Annotated in this window: 20 protein-coding genes and 2 tRNA genes; 4 read left to right on the top strand and 18 right to left on the bottom strand. The window is 70.0% G+C overall.

All coding sequences use genetic code 11. The annotated features are described in order from the left end of the window. Nucleotides 1–52: 52 nt before the first annotated feature. The 6 genes from ACIPXM_RS26975 to ACIPXM_RS26950 form a co-directional block, all read right to left on the bottom strand. Complete coding sequence (locus tag ACIPXM_RS26975; protein ID WP_401660264.1) at nt 53–730, bottom strand: class E sortase; 678 nt, start codon at nt 728–730, stop codon at nt 53–55. Nucleotides 731–773: 43 nt separating this feature from the next. Further along, nucleotides 774–2,084 (bottom strand): class E sortase, encoded by a 1,311-nt coding sequence (locus ACIPXM_RS26970; RefSeq protein WP_401660261.1) that lies wholly within the window; start codon nt 2,082–2,084, stop codon nt 774–776. After that, nucleotides 2,081–2,719, bottom strand: a complete 639-nt coding sequence (locus ACIPXM_RS26965; protein ID WP_401660259.1) for an aminodeoxychorismate/anthranilate synthase component II — start codon at nt 2,717–2,719, stop codon at nt 2,081–2,083. Before ACIPXM_RS26965 ends, ACIPXM_RS26970 begins: the two co-directional genes overlap by 4 nt. Next, nucleotides 2,716–2,877 (bottom strand): hypothetical protein, encoded by a 162-nt coding sequence (locus ACIPXM_RS26960; RefSeq protein ID WP_169092881.1) that lies wholly within the window; start codon nt 2,875–2,877, stop codon nt 2,716–2,718. Before ACIPXM_RS26960 ends, ACIPXM_RS26965 begins: the two co-directional genes overlap by 4 nt. A 65-nt stretch (nt 2,878–2,942) precedes the next feature. Continuing rightward, entirely contained in the window at nt 2,943–3,692 is a 750-nt protein-coding gene (locus ACIPXM_RS26955) for a class E sortase (protein ID WP_401660402.1), read from the bottom strand. Between the two features lie 58 nt (nt 3,693–3,750). Beyond that, nucleotides 3,751–4,518: a DUF881 domain-containing protein gene (locus ACIPXM_RS26950; RefSeq protein WP_401660256.1), complete on the bottom strand. Its 768-nt coding sequence runs from the start codon at nt 4,516–4,518 to the stop codon at nt 3,751–3,753. 154 nt (nt 4,519–4,672) lie between these two features. Here ACIPXM_RS26950 and crgA point away from each other — a divergent pair, with 154 nt between their 5' ends. Beyond that, nucleotides 4,673–4,936 carry a cell division protein CrgA gene (gene crgA, locus ACIPXM_RS26945; protein WP_401660253.1) on the top strand — a complete coding sequence of 88 codons (264 nt, stop codon included), beginning with the start codon at nt 4,673–4,675 and terminating at the stop codon, nt 4,934–4,936. Nucleotides 4,937–5,209: 273 nt separating this feature from the next. On the opposite strand, the gene ACIPXM_RS26940 is transcribed toward crgA, so the two are convergent. Both ACIPXM_RS26940 and ACIPXM_RS26935 read right to left on the bottom strand, forming a co-directional pair. Beyond that, entirely contained in the window at nt 5,210–6,076 is an 867-nt protein-coding gene (locus ACIPXM_RS26940; protein ID WP_401660250.1) for a rhomboid family intramembrane serine protease, read from the bottom strand. A 279-nt stretch (nt 6,077–6,355) separates the two neighbouring features. Continuing rightward, the gene (locus ACIPXM_RS26935) at nt 6,356–6,883 is read right to left on the bottom strand and encodes a peptidylprolyl isomerase (RefSeq protein WP_401660248.1); all 528 of its coding nucleotides are present in this window, start codon (nt 6,881–6,883) and stop codon (nt 6,356–6,358) included. A gap of 206 nt (nt 6,884–7,089) precedes the next feature. Between ACIPXM_RS26935 and ACIPXM_RS26930 the strand changes: the two genes are divergently transcribed. Continuing rightward, complete coding sequence (locus tag ACIPXM_RS26930) at nt 7,090–7,797, top strand: DUF5324 family protein (protein WP_401660245.1); 708 nt, start codon at nt 7,090–7,092, stop codon at nt 7,795–7,797. A 263-nt stretch (nt 7,798–8,060) separates the two neighbouring features. On the opposite strand, the gene ACIPXM_RS26925 is transcribed toward ACIPXM_RS26930, so the two are convergent. The 5 genes from ACIPXM_RS26925 to ACIPXM_RS26905 form a co-directional block, all read right to left on the bottom strand. Beyond that, nucleotides 8,061–8,453, bottom strand: a complete 393-nt coding sequence (locus ACIPXM_RS26925; protein WP_401660242.1) for a DUF6344 domain-containing protein — start codon at nt 8,451–8,453, stop codon at nt 8,061–8,063. A 569-nt stretch (nt 8,454–9,022) separates the two neighbouring features. After that, nucleotides 9,023–10,027, bottom strand: a complete 1,005-nt coding sequence (locus tag ACIPXM_RS26920; protein WP_401660240.1) for a hypothetical protein — start codon at nt 10,025–10,027, stop codon at nt 9,023–9,025. Nucleotides 10,028–10,293: 266 nt separating this feature from the next. After that, a complete protein-coding gene (locus ACIPXM_RS26915; protein WP_401660237.1) occupies nt 10,294–10,707 on the bottom strand; it encodes a DNA-binding protein in 414 nt (137 codons plus the stop codon). Then, nucleotides 10,689–10,973 carry a hypothetical protein gene (locus ACIPXM_RS26910; protein ID WP_401660234.1) on the bottom strand — a complete coding sequence of 95 codons (285 nt, stop codon included), beginning with the start codon at nt 10,971–10,973 and terminating at the stop codon, nt 10,689–10,691. Before ACIPXM_RS26910 ends, ACIPXM_RS26915 begins: the two co-directional genes overlap by 19 nt. A 209-nt stretch (nt 10,974–11,182) precedes the next feature. Next, nucleotides 11,183–11,255, bottom strand: a tRNA-Ala gene (locus tag ACIPXM_RS26905). Nucleotides 11,256–11,387: 132 nt separating this feature from the next. Here ACIPXM_RS26905 and ACIPXM_RS26900 point away from each other — a divergent pair. After that, the gene (locus ACIPXM_RS26900; protein WP_401660232.1) at nt 11,388–11,936 is read left to right on the top strand and encodes a helix-turn-helix domain-containing protein; all 549 of its coding nucleotides are present in this window, start codon (nt 11,388–11,390) and stop codon (nt 11,934–11,936) included. A 109-nt stretch (nt 11,937–12,045) separates the two neighbouring features. After that, nucleotides 12,046–13,401: a serine/threonine-protein kinase gene (locus tag ACIPXM_RS26895; RefSeq protein ID WP_401660229.1), complete on the top strand. Its 1,356-nt coding sequence runs from the start codon at nt 12,046–12,048 to the stop codon at nt 13,399–13,401. Here ACIPXM_RS26895 and ACIPXM_RS26890 read toward each other — a convergent pair. The 5 genes from ACIPXM_RS26890 to gyrA all read right to left on the bottom strand — a co-directional run bounded on the left by ACIPXM_RS26890 (nt 13,388) and on the right by gyrA (nt 18,869). Then, nucleotides 13,388–14,779: a hypothetical protein gene (locus tag ACIPXM_RS26890; RefSeq protein WP_401660226.1), complete on the bottom strand. Its 1,392-nt coding sequence runs from the start codon at nt 14,777–14,779 to the stop codon at nt 13,388–13,390. The two genes, ACIPXM_RS26895 and ACIPXM_RS26890, sit on opposite strands and share 14 nt — an antisense overlap. 214 nt (nt 14,780–14,993) lie before the next feature. Next, entirely contained in the window at nt 14,994–15,128 is a 135-nt protein-coding gene (locus tag ACIPXM_RS26885) for a DLW-39 family protein (RefSeq protein WP_003958712.1), read from the bottom strand. A 145-nt stretch (nt 15,129–15,273) separates the two neighbouring features. Beyond that, a tRNA-Ile gene (locus ACIPXM_RS26880) sits at nt 15,274–15,347 on the bottom strand. Between the two features lie 144 nt (nt 15,348–15,491). After that, nucleotides 15,492–16,085 (bottom strand): DUF3566 domain-containing protein, encoded by a 594-nt coding sequence (locus tag ACIPXM_RS26875; protein WP_401660223.1) that lies wholly within the window; start codon nt 16,083–16,085, stop codon nt 15,492–15,494. A 123-nt stretch (nt 16,086–16,208) separates the two neighbouring features. After that, entirely contained in the window at nt 16,209–18,869 is a 2,661-nt protein-coding gene (gene gyrA, locus ACIPXM_RS26870) for a DNA gyrase subunit A (RefSeq protein WP_401660220.1), read from the bottom strand. Nucleotides 18,870–18,899: the final 30 nt, after the last annotated feature.

Here is an 18,899-nt window from a genome sequence, read left to right as displayed (position 1 = left end):
CGAGCCCCCGGCATCCACGATGCCGGGGGCTCGGTCGTAGCGGGCCGGAGGGTCAGCGCAGCTCCGCCGGGGGCGTGCGCCGGGCGTCGACCTTCTCCGTACGGGTCAGCTCGCCCCACACGATGTAGCGGTAGTCCGAGGTGTACATCGGGGTGCAGGTGGTGAGCGTGATGTAGCGGCCGGGCTTGGTCTTCCCGGACTCCTTGGGGACCTGCTGGAGGACGTCCACGTTGTACTTGGTGGTCTCCGGGAGGGTCTTGTAGACCTTGTAGACGTACCAGGTGTCCTTGGACTCGAAGACGATGGCGTCGCCGGTCCTCAGCTTGTGGATGTTGTGGAACTTGGCGCCGTGGCCGTCGCGGTGCGCGGCGAGCGTGAAGTTGCCCTGCTTGTCCTGCGGCAGGGCGGACTTGATCGGGTCGGTGTAGTAGCCGGCGACACCGCCGTTGAGGGTGTCGGTGTCGGTGCCCTTCTTCACGAGCACCTCGCCGCGGCCCATGGCGGGCACGTGGAGGAAGCCGATGCCGTCCTTGGTGTCGAGCGCGCCGGGACCGGTGGCGGCCCAGTGGTCGCGGACCTGGTCGCCCTGCTTGTCGGCGGCCCGGTCGGCGAGCACGTTGGTCCACCACAGCGAGTAGACGACGAAGAGGCCGAGGATGAGGCCCGCGGTGATGAGGAGTTCACCGAAGACGCTGATCATCCCGGCGATCCGGTTGCGCGCTCGTGCCACTAGGTCGTCCCGTCCGAAAGGTGGGTGGTCTCGGTACTGGGGATCAGCCTACGAGCGCCTTGGGCTTCCCCTTGTCGCGCGGCCGTTCGTCGACCAGCTTTCCCCACACGATCATCCGATATGTACTGGTGAATTCGGGCGTGCAGGTGGTGAGCGTCAGATAGCGGCCGGGCCCGGTGAAGCCGGAGCCCTTCGGCACGGGGTCGATGACCGAGACGTTCGACGGCGCGGTCTGCGGCAGGATGCTCGCCATCTCGTACGTGTAGTAGGCGTCGCGGGTCTCGACGACGATCGGGTCGCCGGGCTTCAGCTGGTTGATGTACCGGAACGGCTCGCCGTGGGTGTTGCGGTGTCCGGCGACCGCGAAGTTGCCCTGCTTGTCGGCGGGCATGGCGGTCTTCAGCTTGCCCTCGCCGTAGTGGCCGACCATGCCCTTGTCGAGCACCTTGGTCTTGCTGATGCCCTCGGCGACGGGCACGACGACGTCGAGCTTGGGGATGTACATGATGGCGAAGCCCTTGCCGGGTTCGAACGCGCCCGGTCCCTCGGCCTGGCCGGGGTCCTGCTGCCAGGAGTTCTCGATCTCCTGCTTGGCCTTGTCGGTGGCCTGTCCGGCACGGACGTTGGTCCACCACAGCTGGTAGGTGACGAACAGGAGCATCACCACGCCGAAGCTGATGAAGAGTTCGCCGACGACCCGGCTGAGGACGACACCGAGGCTGTCCTTGGCGGCGCGGGCGGCCCGGCGGGCCTCGACCCGGGTGAGCGGGCGCCCCGGCGGCGTACCGGCGCCCACGCCCCCGCCCGCGCCCACGGCGGCCGTCCCGGCGACGCCTCCGCCGCCCCCGCCGCCCTTGCGCTTCGCGGCGCGGCGCCGCTCGGCCCGCCCGGGGCCGGACGGCGGTACGGGAGCGGGCGCGGGTCCGTCCTCGACGGCGCGCAGCGCCATGGTCGACGGATCGGGGCCGGCCGGCGGCTCGTACGGCGGGTACGACTCGTAGGTCCCGGTCCCGGTCCCGGTCCCTGTCTCGGTCTCGTGCACGGAGGGCTCGTACGGGGCCTGGTAGGGCTCCTGAGGCTGTTGTGGGGCCTCGGGGGCCCCGTACGCCGGTATCGCCTCGATCGCCTCGAAGACGGCCGTCTCGGCCTCGTACGGCGCGGGAGGCGTCACGTACTCCGGCATGGGTCCGGGCAGCGGCCCGGGCAACGGCCCCGGCCCGGGTCCGGGTATCGACCCGGCCGCCGGTCCGGCCATCGGCTCAGGCCCCTGCCCCGACGTGGCTCCCCGCTCCGATTCCCGCCCCGGCTCGTCCGGGGTGTTCGTCGCCCGGAACCACGGCGACCCGGTCGTCACGCGACGGCCTTGCCCACCACCGGCGCGAGGCCCGTCGACCGCGCGACCGCGCCCGTGTCGCCGCACTGCTCCAGCCAGTTGGCGAGCATCAGGTGGCCGTGCTCGGTGAGCACCGACTCGGGGTGGAACTGGACGCCTTCGACCGCGAGTTCCCGGTGGCGCAGGCCCATGATGATGCCGTCCTCGGTGCGCGCCGTGACCTCGAGCTCGTCCGGCAGGGCGGCGGGCTCGGCGGCCAGCGAGTGGTAGCGGGTGGCGGTGAACGGCGAGGGGAGGCCGGCGAAGACGCCCTTGCCGCCGTGGTGCACGGGCGAGGTCTTGCCGTGCAGCAGCTCGGGGGCGCGGTCGACGACGCCGCCGTACGCCACGGCCATCGACTGCATGCCGAGGCAGACGCCGAAGACGGGCACGCCGGTGGCGGCGCAGTGGCGGACCATGTCGATGCAGACACCGGCCTGCTCGGGCGCGCCGGGTCCCGGCGAGAGCAGCACGCCGTCGAAGCCGTCCTGGGCGTGGGCCAGCTCCACCTCGTCGTTGCGGAGCACCTCGCACTCGGCACCGAGCTGGTACAGGTACTGCACGAGGTTGAAGACGAAGCTGTCGTAGTTGTCGACGACGAGAATGCGCGCGCTCACTGCCCGTCCACCGTCACATCGTTGAACGGAAGCAGCGGCTCCGCCCAGGGGAACACGTACTGGAAAAGGGCGTAGACGACCGCGAGGACGAGCACGACCGAGATCAGCGCCTTCACCCAGGCGTTGCCCGGCAGATGCCGCCAGATCCATCCGTACATGACGTCCGCAGCCCCTCTCCGTTCGTTTACGGCACCAGAGTACGGGGCGCGGGGGCGCTCGGGGGTCAGCTGTCCAAAGCCTGTGGACGACCGGCCGAGACGGGCTGGGTGGCGTCGAGGTGCGCCCAGACGATCAGACGGTGGCTGCTGCCCCACTCGGGGTCGCAGGTGGTGAGGGTGAGATAGCGGCCCGGCCCCTTGAAGCCGGACTTGCGCGGCACCGGGTCGATGACGGCGACGTCGGTCGGCACGGTCCGGTAGGGGGCGCGGTCGATCCGGTACGTGTACCAGGTCGTCCCGTCGGTGAGGACGACGGCGTCACCCTTGCGCAGCCGGGGGAAGTCCTTGAACGGGTCTCCGTAGGTGCGGCGGTGACCGGCGACGGAGAAGTTGCCGGTCTGGCCGAGCCGGGCGGTGTTCGCGTAGTGGCCGAGGCCCTTCTTCAGGACGCCGGTCGCGGTCCCCTGAAGGACCGGCCATTCCCAGTCCCGGCCGAGCCGGGGCACGTACATGACGGCGAAGCCCTTGCCCGTCGTGTACGGCCTGGCGGCGGGGGCCGGCCTGCCAGCGGGGTCCGGTCTGCCGGCGGGCGGCGGCGCGGGGGCCTTGGTCACCGTCGCATCCGGTGCGGGTGCGGGCGGGGCCTCGACGGGGCCGTCCACCCACTCCCGCTGGAGCTGGTCGAGCTGGCTCGCGGTGGCGCCGTCGGCCTGGACCCCGGTCCAGTACATGACGTAGACGACGAAGAGGACGATCAGGGCGCCGACCGTGATGCAGAGCTCGCTGAGGCTCCGTACGACCAGCCGGACCGCCACCGCGCCTGTCCCCGCGCCTGTCCCCGTGCCCGTCACGCCACCCGGCTCCTCCCGCCGGTCAGCTCACCGGCTTCGCGTAGTGGAGGTCCACTGTGCCGGAGTAGCCGGGGAGAGTCACCGCCTTGTGCTCGTCGACTTTCCAGCCGAGGCCGTACGCCTTCACGTACAGCTGGTAGTTCTGGATCGCCGGGGAGTCGGAGAGCGCCTTGGTGAGGGTGTCGCGGTCACCGACGGCGGTGATCTTGTAGGGCGGCGAGTAGACGCGGCCCTGGAGGATCAGGGTGTTGCCGACGCAGCGCACGGCGCTGGTGGAGATGAGCCGCTGGTCCATGACCTTGATGCCCTGGGCGCCGCCCTGCCACAGCGCGTTGACGACGGCCTGGAGGTCCTGCTGGTGGATGACCAGGTCGTTGGCCTGCGGCTCGGGGTAGCCGGGGGCGGCCTGGGCGTTCGGCGGGGCGTCGTTGAGGGTGACGGTGACGCCGCTGCCCGAGGTCTCCGTGGTGCCCGCGGCGCCCGCCAGGGCGCGCAGCCGGTCGTCCTGGGCCTTGGTGGAGCCGTCGTCGCGGGCGGCGAGGGCGTCGACCTGCTGCCGGAGTCCGGCGGCGGACTCGTCGAGGGCGGCGTTCTTGTGGCTGCGCTCCTCGATCAGGTCGGAGAGCCTCAGGAGCGACGCGTCGGTGCGGATGTTGGTGCCCTTGGCGGTGTTGAAGCTGGTCACGAAAATCAGTCCGGCGAGGGCGAAAACGGCAGCCGTCAGCACCCGGACCGGGCGCCACCTGAGGCTTCGGCCCGGCCCTGCGGGAGTGTCGGCGGAATTGCTCAACGTACCCTGATCCCCTTCGGTGCCGCGGAAGCACTACGCTAACGGACGCCCGGGGGACGCAGCGGTCCGCTCCGTCGTCCATCGCATCCGTCCGGCCCGGCGCCAGCCACAGTTCCCTGCGCGGTCACGCAGCGCATCGACAGGAGAGTCCCTCGTGCCGAAGTCACGGATCCGCAAGAAGGCCGATTACACGCCTCCCACCGCCACCGGCAGCAAGCAGGCCGCGACCATCAAGCTGACGAATCGCAGCTGGGTGGCGCCGGTGATGCTGGCGCTGTTCGCCATCGGTCTGGTGTGGATCGTGGTCTTCTACGTCACCGACGGCACGCTGCCGCTCAAGTCCATCAACAACTGGAACATCGTGGTGGGCTTCGGCTTCATCGCCGCCGGGTTCGGCGTCTCCACGCAGTGGAAGTAGCGCCGCCACCACAAGCTCTGCCCTGAGTTATCCACAGTGTTGTGCACAGCACTGGATAACTTACGACGATCTGTGGATAACTCACACCGTGTTGACGCCGGTACGACCGGAAGAAGATCCCGGACGGAACGGTTCGCCCCCCAGCCTCGCCAGATAATGCCTGGTCAGAGGTGGGGGGCTTCGTCATGTCCCGATAAGCGTGGCGGACCGGCCACGCACTGTGGATAACTCTGGGGAAAGCTTTCCCCGAAGCTCGTCCACAACCGTCCCCGCTCAGGTGAGCGCGGCGGTCCTGCCCAGGATCAGCGCCAGGTCGAGCAGCACCATCAGCCCGCACACCCCGTACTGCACCAGGTCCCGCCGGGCCCGCGGCGCGTGCACCATCCCGTACGTGATCAGCGCGCCGGCCACCAGACCGCCGATGTGCGCCTCCCAGGAGACCCCGGGCCTGGCGAAGGTGAAGACCAGCGAGATCGCCACGAACAGCATCACCGGACGCATGTCGTAGCGCCGCCGCCTGGCGAGCACCACCCACGAGCCGATCAGGCCGAAGACGATGCCGGAGGCGCCGAGCGACGCCTGGTTCGGGGCGGCGACCAGATAGACCAGGACCGAGCCGGACAGACCGGAGAGCAGACACAGGACCGCGTAGCGGATCCGGCCGAGCTCGGGCTCGACGATCCCGCCGATCACCCACAGACCGATCATGTTGAAGACGAAGTGGGCCACCTCCTGGTGCAGGAAGGTGGAGGTGATCAGCCGGTACCACTCGCCGTCCGCGACCCCCACCACCTCGCCGAGCAGCGGGTTGTAGGCGTAGCCGATCATCACCAGCTCGTCCACGAACCGGTTCCCGCCCAGCTGGGCGGCGATGAACAGGAAGAGGTTGAGCGCGATCAGGACCTTGGTGACCAGCCGCCCGTCACCCGCGATCCGGCCGCCCGCGAGCGTCCGCGGCTGATGGGCGTCGGGCGCGTGCCCGGTGCCCGAGCCGCCGCGCACACAGTCCGGGCACTGGAAGCCGACCGACGCGGAGACCATGCACCGCGGGCAGATCGGCTTCTCGCAGCGGGTGCAGCGGATGCCGGTCTCGACGTCGGGATGGCGGTAGCAGCGCGGCAGACCGGACTGCGGGTCCATGGGAGTCCTTCCGTTGAGCAGGGGGCGGCCGGGGGCCGGGGGCGGGCCAGCAGATCGCCCCGCCCTCCTGACGGACGGGCGGGGCGCGAAGGTTCCCGGGGCGCGGGCGGGCCTGGACCCGCGGACGTACGGGCCTGCGGACGTGCGGACACCTGCGGACGTACGGGCCTGCGGACGTACGGGCCGACGGGCCTGGACCCACGGGCCCGCGACGTCGGCGGGCCTGGACCCACGGGCCCGAGACGTCGGCGGGCCTACGGCGTCGGCGGGCCTGCGGCGTCAGCGGCTCTCGATCACGACGGTCTCGATGACGACGTCCTCGACCGGGCGCTCGGTGCGCGGGTTGACCGGGGTGGTGGCGATCGCGTCGACGACCTTCTTGCCGGCCGCGCCGACGACCTCGCCGAAGATCGTGTGCTTGCGGTTCAGCCAGGTCGTCGCGCCGACCGTGATGAAGAACTGGGAGCCGTTGGTGCCGGGGCCCGCGTTGGCCATCGCCAGCAGGTACGGCTTGTCGAAGAAGAGCTCGGGGTGGAACTCGTCGGCGAACTCGTAGCCCGGGCCGCCGGTGCCGTTCCCCAGCGGGTCGCCGCCCTGGATCATGAAGCCCTCGATGACCCGGTGGAAGACCGTGCCGTCGTACAGCGGGGCGGTCGAACGCTCCCCGGTCGTCGGGTCGGTCCACTCCCGCTCGCCCTTGGCGAGCTCGACGAAGTTCCGCACCGTCTTGGGCGCGTGGAACGGCAGCAGCCGGATCTCGATGTCGCCCAGGCTGGTCTTCAGCGTCGCGTACAGCTGCTCTGCCACGTTCCGTCTTCCTCCGGCTCGTCCTGCTCGTACGGGCGCTCGTACCGCGCTCGTACGGCTCACCCTGCTGTCCTGCGAGTCGCATCCTCGCATGCCCGCATGCCCCGGATGCCCGCCCCGCATGCCGGACCGCGGTCGGACAGGCATGATTCCGAAAAGGATGGAAAGGTGAAAAACCGACATCGCCACCGAGGAGGAGGAATCCCGTGACCCGCATGGACAGCGTGCGCGCCGCCACAGGTTCGGCGAAGGAGAGCGTCCTGCACGCCGCGGAAGTGGTGGCGCCGTACGCAGGCACGGCCCGTGACCAGGCCGTTCATTACGCGCACGAAGCGCGCGTCAAATTCGCCCCGAAGGTATCCAGGGCCGCGTGTCAGGCACGCGATCAGGCACGGCTGCGGTACGCCAGCCATGTGGCGCCGCACGTGCCGCCCGGGGTCGACGAAGCCGCGCATCGAGCGGCGGCCGTGACCCGCAAGGCCGCCCGGCAGGCGACCGACTACACCGTCCCGCGGGTCGAGCACGCGGTCGCCGCGACCGGTCCGGTCCTCGACGAGGCCGGGTCGCGTTCCACCGCCGCCTGGGCCGCGCTGCGCGGTCAGGTGACACCGAGGGACGTACAGAAGATCATGAAGCGGCATGAGCGCCGAGCACGGGCCGGACGCGTCGCCAAGGGGGTCGTGCTCCTCGGCGTGCTGGCCGGCGGCGCGTTCGCCGCGTGGATGTGGTGGGACAAGCAGGCCAACCCCGACTGGCTGGTCGAGCCGCCCGCTCCCACCGAGGTGGACGAGGAGACCGGTCTGTCGTCCGTCGACGACGATACCGCGTCACTCGATCCCGAGGTGGTGGCCAAGGAGGCCGCCGCGGAGGCTGCGGAGGCTGCGGAGGCCACGGACCGCGACGACAGTCGCTAGTCACTGGTCCCCGGTCGCTGTTCGCTGGGGTTCGCTTCGTACTGCTGGTCGTACGGGTCGTGCGGGTCGTGCTTGGCAATGCGGATCGTGCGTTTCCTGCGTTTCCTGCGGGGTCGTACGTTTCCTGCGGTTCGTTCAGTGGTGCGATTCGCACTTCTCGTTCCGCTGGTACCGCTCGTACGGCGCATGGGGCCCGTACAGGTCGTTCATCGCCCGTCAGGGGCGAGCGTGAGGGCGTGGCGGAGGAAGGATCCCGCCGCGCCCTACGCGACGCGGTCGGCGCCGGTCAGCGCGGCGTCGGCGAGCTCACCCGCGCCCGCGAGGGCGTCGTCCGCGTCGAGGCCGTCCAGGGCGTCGTCGCGCAGGTGGCGGACCGACGGGGACGAGCCGTGCGCCTCGGCGCCGATGCGCTGCTTGATGGTGGGCGGCAGGGCCCGGCCGCGCGCGGTGTGCCAGGTGGGATGCGCTGTCCGCTGGGCGGGCAGCGACACCTCCGGGCGCTCGGCGCGGGCGGCGGCGCGCGGCTCGTCGCCCTGGGCGAGGGCGGGCTGAGCGGCGGCGGTGGCGGCCGGGGCGGCCAGGCCGAGGGCGGCGAACAGGGCGAAGAAGACGGAGACGAAGGCGGTCCAGAACTGCTTGACCTTGGCGGTTGCCATGATGACCCCTCACTTTCGTGGTGCCGGGTTGTGCCGGGATGTGCCGTGATCCGGGAAGGGCGACCGCGCCGGGTGCCCGTTCTCAGATGGTTCATTTCTGATTGCGCGCTTTTCGTACGGTCTTCATCATGGGGACGCGCCACCGGAAAATCCGCAGGCACGCAGCCGCCGTGCAGTTCTTCCGATGAACACCACTCGTACGGATCAATCCGGCTGGACAGGGGTCGGGGGGCCCGGCCGCCGGGGCGCAGTGGCCCACCCTGCCCGGCCCATTCCTCCCAGGCACCACTGGGCCACTGGGGATCCCCCGGGCCCGTCGAACGCGAAAAGCCCCTCCGGTCTGCGTTTCCGCAGCTCGGAGGGGCTTCTCTGTCCGGTGGAGCCTAGGGGAGTCGAACCCGAGATCGTTGTCTTCCCGACCTGTGGTTTCAAGGAAGAACAGGGCAACTGCCCCTGTTCTCATGCCTCTGAATCCTGTTTCGGCCCTTCTCCGCCGAGGACCCGTGCTGACACATCAGCACACGTACCTGAGCCGTTGCGAGAGTGACCCGGGTAGTTCACGAGCTTGCCTATCGGTTCACTGAGGTGACAGCGAACTTCGTCCCGGCAAGCAACTCACCGACCTGAGTCTCAGCCCACCCGACGAGGATTCCAGGCTCTGTCGCAAGCCGGGAGAGCAGATCAGCGACATCATCGGGACTCGGCGCGGTGGGGAGCATGCAGTGGAGGACAGATGCTCCGGTGGCGCTGCTGTACTCGTCTTCCCCCTCCTCGTCCGGGTTGTCAGGCTCCCAACGGCAGATCTCGACGTCCCATGCGCTGCCGTCCGCCTCACCGGGATCCGGAGTGCGGACAGTCAAAAAGAGGTGGTCCTCGTCGAACGGCTCAGCGAAGATCTCGGGGTACTCGACCGAGAAGATCCCGGAATCGGCCTCCACGGCCGAACTCCGCTCGAAGGCAGTGACCAGCAGCCGCAGGTTCGCCACAGCGGCCGCGCGCTGTTCATCGGTGAGACCTTCCTCCTGACGGTCCAACCGCCTTCGTGACCTGTTGGTCAGCAACAGAGAACCGCCGCCGTAGGGCACGAAGGGCTGCTCGTGATCCCAGCTACGACTGTTCCCTTCCGGTACGGGCACTGCCTCCGTGTAGTCGCCAAGTGCGTCGCGTAGCTCGCGTTCTTCCGTCTCGAGCTCCTTCTCGACGGCGAGCCGGACCGGCTGCGGGACGGCGGCAAGAGCGTCGTCCAAAGTGGTCAGCGCCTGATGGAGCTCCAGGCAGACCGACTCGTACCACAGGCTGTGCACGCCGGTGAGAAGATCGACACGCGCTGCTCGATCAGTGAGCGCTGCCAAGTGGTTCACGGGATAGCTGGCTACCTGGCCTTCGCGTTGATCGAAGATGCTGACCGGAACGGTGGCGAGAGCCGAGATGCGGTTGAGCGCATCGACGACCGGAGCTGCGAGATCCGGGCTCTCAAGGCTTGTCACGGTCGACGACACGACATCGTCCCCGCTCCGATGCACAGCCAGGATCTGCGTCTTACCACGGTTGGCATGCTGACAGTAGATGGTCACAGAGGCACCTTTCGGCTATCAGGACGCAAGTGCCCCGCAGCCAAGGACTTGGGCGTGGGAGGCGGTGGCGAAGGTCCGTTCCGACGCTCCGTGCCCCGAAGAGATCAGCGGTGGCTCAGGTCCCGTCCCGAGCTCCATGCCTGCTCTCACGCTAGCCAAGGTCCCTGGACATCGACAACCTGAAACATCGACGACGCACTACAACGTCGTCTCCCCGTAAGGGATTTCCCCCACGGAGCGACGGCCTTCACCGTCTCGCGCGAGCATCACACTGTGACGAGCCGGACCCGTTCGCCACAGAGTTTGGCCATGTCGTCGACATCAGACGTCAGCATGACCACTGGTCGCTGCTGTCGCAGTGCGGCCTCGGCCACGGCCGCGTCGATGGCGTACTTGTGTCCGTGTAAGCCCGCGTTCATCAACAACGCCGAGGCCGCCTTCGCCTCCTCATCGCCCACTGGAATCACGCGAAGTCCGGACAGCAGCCAGCCCAGCCGGTTCTTGTTCGTCCGGGCGTGCACGGCCTCGATGATGGTGAGCGCACAGATCACCACCTCCATGCCGCGCGAGCGCGCCTCCGCGACCAGAGCCACTACCCTCTCGTCATCGACGAGCAGCTTGGAGAGGCCCTCGCTGTCCAGGACCAGCGTTCCCTCGTGGCTCAGCTTGCGGCGGGCCACTGGTCTTCCTCGGCGAACACCTCGTCGAACACCTGCCGCGCCTGGTGCCGCGCTTGCTCGGACACCGGCCCTTTGCGGTTCTCGTAGTCGGCCAGGTACTCATCCAGCACCTGTCCCCTCAGCTCCCGCTCGACCGCTGCGGCGATGAACGCGGAGAACTCCCGCTTCCCCACCCGCGCGCGGATCGCCTCCGCAGTCCCCTCGGGCAGAGACAGGCTGACCCGGGTCGCCGGCCCCTCGCCGATGCTGTACGTCGCCTCAGACATGGACCCATTGTGTCAAACGAGTAGGAAACTGGAAAGCCGATGCGCCCTCCAGGGGATCAAACGGGGGAGCGAAAACCGGCTCAAGCCCCGCACCCAACTGGTCACCGCAGGCCTACGTCAGCGTCACAGTGCTGACACGTCAGCACGTCAAATAAGGACAAAAAGACCCCCCTGACTGCGTTTCCGCAGGTCAGAGGGGTCTGTTCACGTGGAGCCTAGGGGAGTCGAACCCCTGACATCTGCCATGCAAAGACAGCGCTCTACCAACTGAGCTAAGGCCCCGGAACGACAACAGAGTACCGGGTCACCCCCTGTATCCCGCAAAAGGATTGGGACTCCCCGTGGGCGACCACGCTCCGTAAGATGCTGATCGGGGTTCGCAGTGGTGAACCCAAGGGATGGGGAGAAGCAGTAATGGATACAGCGCAGCAGGAAGCCACGGCGAGAGCCCGCGAGCTTCAGCGGAGTTGGTACGGAGAGCCGTTGGGGGCGCTCTTCCGTCGTCTGATCGACGATCTCGGGCTGAATCAGGCCAGGCTGGCGGCCGTGCTCGGGCTCTCCGCGCCCATGCTGTCCCAGCTGATGAGCGGCCAGCGGGCCAAGATCGGCAACCCCGCGGTCGTCCAGCGCGTGCAGGCGCTCCAGGAGCTGGCCGGGCAGGTCGCCGACGGCAGCGTCAGCGCCGCCGAGGCCACCGACCGGATGGACGAGATCAAGAAGTCGCAGGGCGGCTCGGTGCTGACCGCGGGCAGCCAGACCACCACCAGCGGTGGCGCCCCGACCGTGCGCCGGGTGGTCCGCGAGATCCAGTCGCTGCTGCGGTCCGTGGCCGCCGCCGGCGACATCATCGAGGCCGCCGACTCCCTCGCGCCCGCCCACCCCGAGCTGGCAGAGTTCCTCCGGGTGTACGGCGCCGGGCGCACCGCCGACGCGGTCGCGCACTACGAGTCGCACCAGAACTGACGCCGGTCGCGGCGCCGTACGGGTGCCGCGACCGTCCGGAGCACCTCCAGGGCAACTCCGAAGCACGGCAGCCAGGGTCCGAGACGGTACGGGGAGCGGGCGCAGCGCGATGGGTGAGATCTTCGCTGGTCGGTACGAGCTGATCGATCCGATCGGCCGGGGCGGCATCGGCGCTGTCTGGCGCGCCTGGGACCACCGCCGCCGCCGTTATGTGGCGGCGAAGGTGCTCCAGCAGAGCGACGCCCACGCCCTGCTCCGTTTCGTCCGTGAGCAGGCGTTGCGGATCGACCACCCGCACGTCCTGGCCCCGGCGAGCTGGGCCGCCGACGACGACCAGGTCCTGTTCACCATGGACCTGGTGGCGGGCGGCTCGCTGGCCCATGTGATCGGGGACTACGGCGCGCTGCCGCCCCGGTTCGTGTGCGTCCTGCTCGACCAGCTGCTCGCCGGGCTCGCCGCGGTGCACGCGGAAGGCGTCGTGCACCGCGACATCAAGCCCGCGAACATCCTGCTCGAAGCGACCGGCACCGGGCGGCCGCATCTGCGGCTCTCCGACTTCGGCATCTCGATGCGCAAGGGCGAGCCCCGCCTGACCGAGACCAACTATGTGGTGGGGACGCCCGGTTACTTCGCGCCCGAACAGCTGATGGGTGCCGAGCCCGACTTCACGGCCGATCTGTTCGCGGTCGGCCTGGTCGCGCTCTACCTCCTCCAGGGCCGCAAGCCGGACTCCCAGGCCCTGGTGCGGTACTTCCGCGAGCACGGCACCCCGGGCGCGCCGCTGGGCATCCCCGAGCCGCTCTGGCAGGTCCTCGCCGGACTGCTCCAGCCCGACCCGGAGGCCCGGTTCAGGACGGCCACCGGGGCCCGGAAGGCGCTGCACACGGCCGTCGAGCTGCTCCCCGAGCCGGTGGCCGGTGAGGAGCCGGTCGAGGTCTTCGACCAGATCGGCCCGCTGCCGCCGGGCTTCGCCCCGGAGGGCCCCCGGGCGCCCCGGGCCCCCGAGTCCCCCGCGCCCGCCCCGCCGGTGGCCGCCCCGCCGCCCGCCGGGCCCGCCACCCCGGCCCCCGCGCCCGTACCGGCGCAGCCCGTACCGCAGGACGTACGACAGCCCGTACCGCATCCTGTCCCGCAGCCTGTCCCACAGCCCGGCCCGCATTCCGCCCCGCACGCGCACGCGCACGCGTACCCGTCCCCGCCGCTGCCCGGTGCCTCCGAGACGGGCAGCTTCCCTCTGCCGCCCCCGCCGCCCCCGGCCCACGCGCCGCCCGCCTACACGCCGACGGCCCACATCCCGGCCCCGGCCCCGGCCCCGGCGCCCGTCACGGCCGCCACGGTCCCCGCACCGGCGGCCGGACGGCCGGTCGCGCGCCGTCCCGGGCCGTCCGCGAAGATCGCCGTCCCGGTGCTGCTCACGGCGCTGCTCTGCTACGCCGTGGGCATCTGGGCCCTCATGCAGTCGTAGTTCCGGTCCTGGCCCCGGTCCCGGTCCCCGGGCCGGTGGCCGCGGCCGTCCGCCGGGCCAGCAGCCACCACACGGCGAGGCCGAGCAGCAGCACCGTGCCCGCGCCGATCCCGGCCAGGCCGACGACGCGATAGGTGGCGCCGCGCGCCTCCTGGGGCTCGCTGGTGCCGCTGGCCGCCGCGTCGCGGTCGTCGTCGGTGACCGTGAAGACCCCGGCAGCGCCGTCGTACGCCGGTCCCGGCGCGGCCTGTCCGGTGATGTTCACCCGCAGGGTCAGCGGCAGCGGCTGGTCGCCGTAGTGCTTGGCGACGGCGGGGCTGAGGGTCGCCGACAGGTAGTACCAGCCCGCGAACCGCATGGCGCCCGTGCTGTAGCTGCCGGAGAAGCGGTTCTCGAAGGCCACCGGGCGCTGCGCGTCGAGCGCCATCGTCGCCGGATCGCCGTCGTACGTCACGGTGTTCTGGTCGACGTGGCCGTACGCCGGGTTGTCCAGGGACAGCACGAAGGCGTTGCCGAGGTACTCGTCGGACGCCGGGTTGTTGCCCAGCTGGGCGGTGGCGAACAGCTGTTGGCCCCAGTCGACCGGCACCCGGTAGAAGAGCGTCTGGCCGGGGCGGATGTCGGTGCGCCACTCGCCCTGGGTGAGCGCGATGGCGTCGTGGAAGCCGCTGCCGCCGTCCCGCCGCCGGGGGCCGCCGGTGGGCGGCTGCGGGGTGCCGGAGGGCCACTCGGAGGGCAGCGCGGTGGGTCCGGCCTTCTTGACGCCCGGCTCCGTGACGAAACGGATCTCCAGCTCCCAGTCGCCCTGGTCCGACTCCTTCGCCGACTCCCGCTCCACGAGCACGTAGTAGGCGCCCGCCTGGCGGCAGGTGGTGGAACCCGGCTCCAGGGTGCGGTCGGCGTAGGCGGCGATCGGCCGGCCGAACTCGGCCGACCCGAACGAGCGTTCCTGGTACCCGCACTGGGAGTTGGCGCCGTCCTGGAGGCTCACCTTGATGCCGTCGCCGTATCCGGTACGGGCGCCCGGCCGGGGCACGGCGACGGCGGAGACGTACGCGTTCCGCTTGTCGTCGAGGTCGACCCGGTAGTAGAGCTTGCCGTCCTTCTTGAGGGTGTCGCGGTACGTGGTGTGCTCGGCGAGCCGCTCGGCGTCGAGGTTCGACACGGCGCCCTTCACCCGCCGCGCGCCCGCATCGAAGCCGTACGCGCCCCCGGTCCCGGGCGTGCTCCCGGCGGCGGTCCCCGCGGCGGTCCCGGCGGCCACGGCCGTTGCGCCGCCCGGCAGCAGCGCGAGGGTGCTCCCGAGCGCCACGCCCAGCACGCCCACCACGGCGGCCCGTACCCGACCCGTACCCCCGGCTCCCCGTCGCCTGTTCACGCCCGCATCCCCTCGCCGTGTCCTGCCGCCGCCGCGCCCGTACCCGCGCGGCCCGTGCCGCCGGCCCATCCTGCCCGGCCGCGCGCCCGACACCCTAGGAATTCGCGAGAGCAACCGATTTCCCGGGATTTCTTCACGACCGCGAACAGAGCGAGGCCCCGGCCGCTCACAGCGGCCGGGGCCTCACCCGGAGAACTTCAGACGATCTTGCGTCTCACACACCCGAACCTGCGGGCACGGAGTCGGTCGCCTCCGTCCACAGATCCTGCTCGGCGCGATCCGCCTGGATCTGGCGGTACACGAGGAGCCCGCCGATGGCGGCCAGTGCGACCAGGAGAAGCTTCTTCACCGCGCGACCTCGTCTTTCGTTGACGTAGGAGACATCTGACGCCCACTCTACACACCGGCCGATACCGATCAGTGACCTAGGCCGACAACGCGTCCACAAAACCAATCGGCCCGGACGGGTGAACCGTCCGGGCCGATCGTCGATGTGGGGCTAACAGGATTTGAACCTGTGGCCTCATCCTTATCAGGGATGCGCTCTAACCAACTGAGCTATAGCCCCGCCGCGCCTTGCGGTGTATGTCCCGCGCGCTGACTCCTGAAGATTAGCGCACGTGGGGGCCAGTCCCAAAATCCGTATCCGGCACCGGCCCCTCGGGCGTCACTCCTGAGCCATCCCCGGGTCACCCGCCCCCGGGGAGCCGGGTCACTCGTCCTCGGCGAGGGTCAGCTCGACGCCGCCCACGAAACCGGCCGACAGGTTGTAGATGAACGCGCCCAGGGTCGCCAGGGCGGTCATCAGGACCACGTCGATCACGGCGATGACCGAGGTGAACATCAGGACCCTCGGCAGCGACAGGAAGGACTGCAGATCGAAGCCGTTCGACTCGTTGGAGCCGGTGGCCTCGCTGATCGTGCCGCCGACGGTCGAGAAGACGCCCATGGCGTCCATGACCATCCACAGCACGGCCGCCGCCACGATGGTGCAGATGCCCAGCGCGATGGAGAGCAGGAAGCTCACCTTCATCACCGACCACGGGTCGGCCTTGGCCACCCGGAGCCGCGCCTTGCGGGTGCGCGGCGTGGTGCGGGCGCCCGTGCGGGGCTTGCGCGTCGCCGCGCTCTGCCCGCCGAGCGTGCCGCCCTGCGCCGGACCGCCGTGCGTGGGCGTGCCCTGCGCGGGAGTGCCGTACGCCTGCGGCGGCTGGTAGGGCCCCTGCTGCTGGGCGCCGGGGCGCTCACCGGGCAGCGGCCCGTTGTAGGTCTCGTACGGGGGACGCTGCCCCCGGGTGTCCGTCACCGTAATCCCCCTGCCTTCGGCGGGGGTGCCCCCACCTTGGGAGTCCGTGGCGGAGCCACGGGCACCGCTCGATCCTGCGGACCGGCCGTCGGCCGAACCGGCGCCCGTGGCTCCACTCACGCTCTACTCCTCGTGCTGTCCGGCCGCGGGCTCCGTGCCCTCGGCCGCCTCACCGGTCTCGGCCGTGTCGGCCGCTCCGTCCACACCCTCGACACCCTCGGCACCGTCGACGCCGTCCGCGCCCTCGATGCCGTCGATGCCGTCGATCCCCTCGACGTCCTCGTCGTCCTCGCCGCCCGCTTCCGCGTTGCGGGCGATGCCGACGACGGCGTCACGCTTGCCCAGGTTGATCAGCTGGACGCCCATGGTGTCACGGCCGGTCTCCCTGACTTCGTTGACTCGCGTGCGAATCACACCGCCGGACAGCGTGATGGCGAGGATCTCGTCGGTCTCCTCCACCACCAGCGCGCCCACGAGCGAACCGCGGTCCTCCACGATCTTGGCGGCCTTGATGCCGAGGCCGCCGCGGCCCTGGACGCGGTACTCGTCGACCGGGGTGCGCTTGGCGTAGCCACCGTCGGTCGCGGTGAAGACGAACGTACCGGGCCGGACGACATTCATCGAGAGCAGCTGGTCGTCCGCGCGGAAACTCATGCCCTTGACGCCGGAGGTGGCCCGGCCCATCGGGCGCAGCGCGTCGTCCGTCGCGGTGAACCGGATCGACTGCGCCTTCCTGCTGACGAGCAGCAGGTCGTCCTCGGCGGAGACCAGCTCGGCGCCGATCAGCTCGTCGTCGCTGCCGTCCTCGCGCTCGCGCAGGTTGATCGCGATGACACCGCCCGAACGGGGGGAGTCGTAGTCCTTCAGAGCGGTCTTCTTGACCAGGCCGGCCTTGGTGGCGAGCACCAGGTAGGGCGCGGCGTCGTAGTCGCGGATCGCGAGGATCTGGGCGATCTGCTCGTCCGGCTGGAAGGCGAGGAGGTTGGCCACGTGCTGGCCGCGGGCGTCGCGGCCGGCGTCGGGGAGCTCGTACGCCTTGGCGCGGTAGACCCGGCCCTTGTTGGTGAAGAACAGCAGCCAGTGGTGGGTGGTGGAGACGAAGAAGTGGTCGACGATGTCGTCCTGCTTCAGCTTCGTCCCGCGCACGCCCTTGCCGCCGCGCTTCTGCGACCGGTAGTCCTCGGTCTTGGTGCGCTTCACATAGCCGCCACGCGTGATGGTGACGACGATGTCCTCCTCGGCGATGAGGTCCTCGATGGACATGTCACCGTCGAACGGCACCAGCTTGGAGCGGCGGTCGTCGCCGAACTTCTCGACGAGGGCCGCGAGCTCCTCGCTGACGATCGTGCGCTGGCGCTCGGGGGAGGCCAGGATCGCGTTGTACTCGTCGATCTTGGCCTGGAGCTCGTCGTGCTCGGCGAGGATCTTCTGGCGCTCCAGGGCGGCGAGGCGGCGGAGCTGCATCTCCAGGATGGCATTGGCCTGGATCTCGTCGATCGAGAGCAGCCCCATGAGGCCCGTACGTGCCACCTCGACGGTGTCGCTGCGCCGGATGAGGGCGATGACCTCGTCGATGGCGTCGAGGGCCTTGAGCAGGCCGCGCAGGATGTGGGCGCGCTCCTCGGCCTTGCGCAGGCGGAACTTCGTCCGGCGGACGATGACCTCGATCTGGTGCGTCACCCAGTGGCGGATGAACGCGTCGAGGGAGAGCGTGCGCGGCACACCGTCGACGAGCGCCAGCATGTTGGCGCCGAAGTTCGACTGGAGGTCGGTGTGCTTGTAGAGGTTGTTCAGGACGACCTTGGCGACGGCGTCGCGCTTGAGCACGATGACGAGGCGCTGGCCGGTGCGGGACGAGGTCTCGTCGCGGACATCGGCGATGCCGCCGATCTTGCCGTCCTTGACGAGGTCGGCGATCTTCTGCGCGAGGTTGTCCGGGTTGGTCTGGTACGGAAGCTCCGTGACCACCAGGCACTGGCGGTTCTGGATCTCCTCGACCTCGACGACCGCGCGCATGGTGATGGAGCCGCGCCCGGTGCGGTACGCCTCCTCGATGCCCTTGCGGCCGACGACGAGGGCGCCGGTCGGGAAGTCGGGGCCCTTGATGCGCTCGATGAGCGCGTCGAGCAGCTCCTCGTGGCTGGCCTCGGGGTGGGCGAGGTACCACTGCGCGCCCTCCGCGACCTCGCGGAGGTTGTGCGGCGGGATGTTGGTGGCCATGCCGACGGCGATGCCGGCGGAGCCGTTGATCAGCAGGTTCGGGAACCGGGCCGGAAGGACCGTCGGCTCCTGGTTGCGGCCGTCGTAGTTGTCCTGGAAGTCGACGGTCTCCTCGTCGATGTCCCGGAGCATCTCCATCGACAGCGTCATGAGCTTGCACTCGGTGTACCGCATGGCGGCGGCCGGGTCGTTGCCCGGGGAGCCGAAGTTGCCGTTGGAGTCGACGAGGGGCATGCGCATCGACCAGGGCTGGGCGAGCCGGACGAGCGCGTCGTAGATCGAGGAGTCGCCGTGCGGGTGGTACGTACCCATGACGTCGCCGACGACGCGGGCGCACTTGTAGAAACCCTTCTCGGGCCGGTACCCGCCGTCGTACATCGCGTAGAGCACGCGGCGGTGGACCGGCTTGAGACCGTCACGGACGTCGGGCAGCGCACGGGACACGATGACGGACATCGCGTAGTCGAGGTACGAGCGCTGCATCTCGGTCTCGAGCCCGACCGGCTCGATCCGCAGCTGCGGCTCCTCGTCGTCGGTGGTCACAGGAGTGTTTTCGTCGGCCATTGCTGGTCGTCAGTCCTTTCGTACGGTCAG

It is taken from the genome of Streptomyces sp. NPDC090025, from assembly GCF_044748125.1.
GTDB lineage: Bacteria > Actinomycetota > Actinomycetes > Streptomycetales > Streptomycetaceae > Streptomyces.
Note: the sequence above shows the minus strand (reverse complement) of the source record. Positions and strands in the feature narration are given on the sequence as shown.

Bases quoted from the DNA above. Each gene is read 5' to 3' on its own strand.
- ACIPXM_RS26960 (WP_169092881.1), bottom strand. From the start codon at position 2,877: ATGTACGGATGGATCTGGCGGCATCTGCCGGGCAACGCCTGGGTGAAG.
- ACIPXM_RS26940 (WP_401660250.1), bottom strand. From the start codon at position 6,076: ATGGACCCGCAGTCCGGTCTGCCGCGCTGCTACCGCCATCCCGACGTC.
- ACIPXM_RS26925 (WP_401660242.1), bottom strand. From the start codon at position 8,453: ATGGCAACCGCCAAGGTCAAGCAGTTCTGGACCGCCTTCGTCTCCGTC.
- ACIPXM_RS26910 (WP_401660234.1), bottom strand. From the start codon at position 10,973: ATGTCTGAGGCGACGTACAGCATCGGCGAGGGGCCGGCGACCCGGGTC.
- ACIPXM_RS26900 (WP_401660232.1), top strand. From the start codon at position 11,388: ATGGATACAGCGCAGCAGGAAGCCACGGCGAGAGCCCGCGAGCTTCAG.
- ACIPXM_RS26895 (WP_401660229.1), top strand. From the start codon at position 12,046: ATGGGTGAGATCTTCGCTGGTCGGTACGAGCTGATCGATCCGATCGGC.
- gyrA (WP_401660220.1), bottom strand. From the start codon at position 18,869: ATGGCCGACGAAAACACTCCTGTGACCACCGACGACGAGGAGCCGCAG.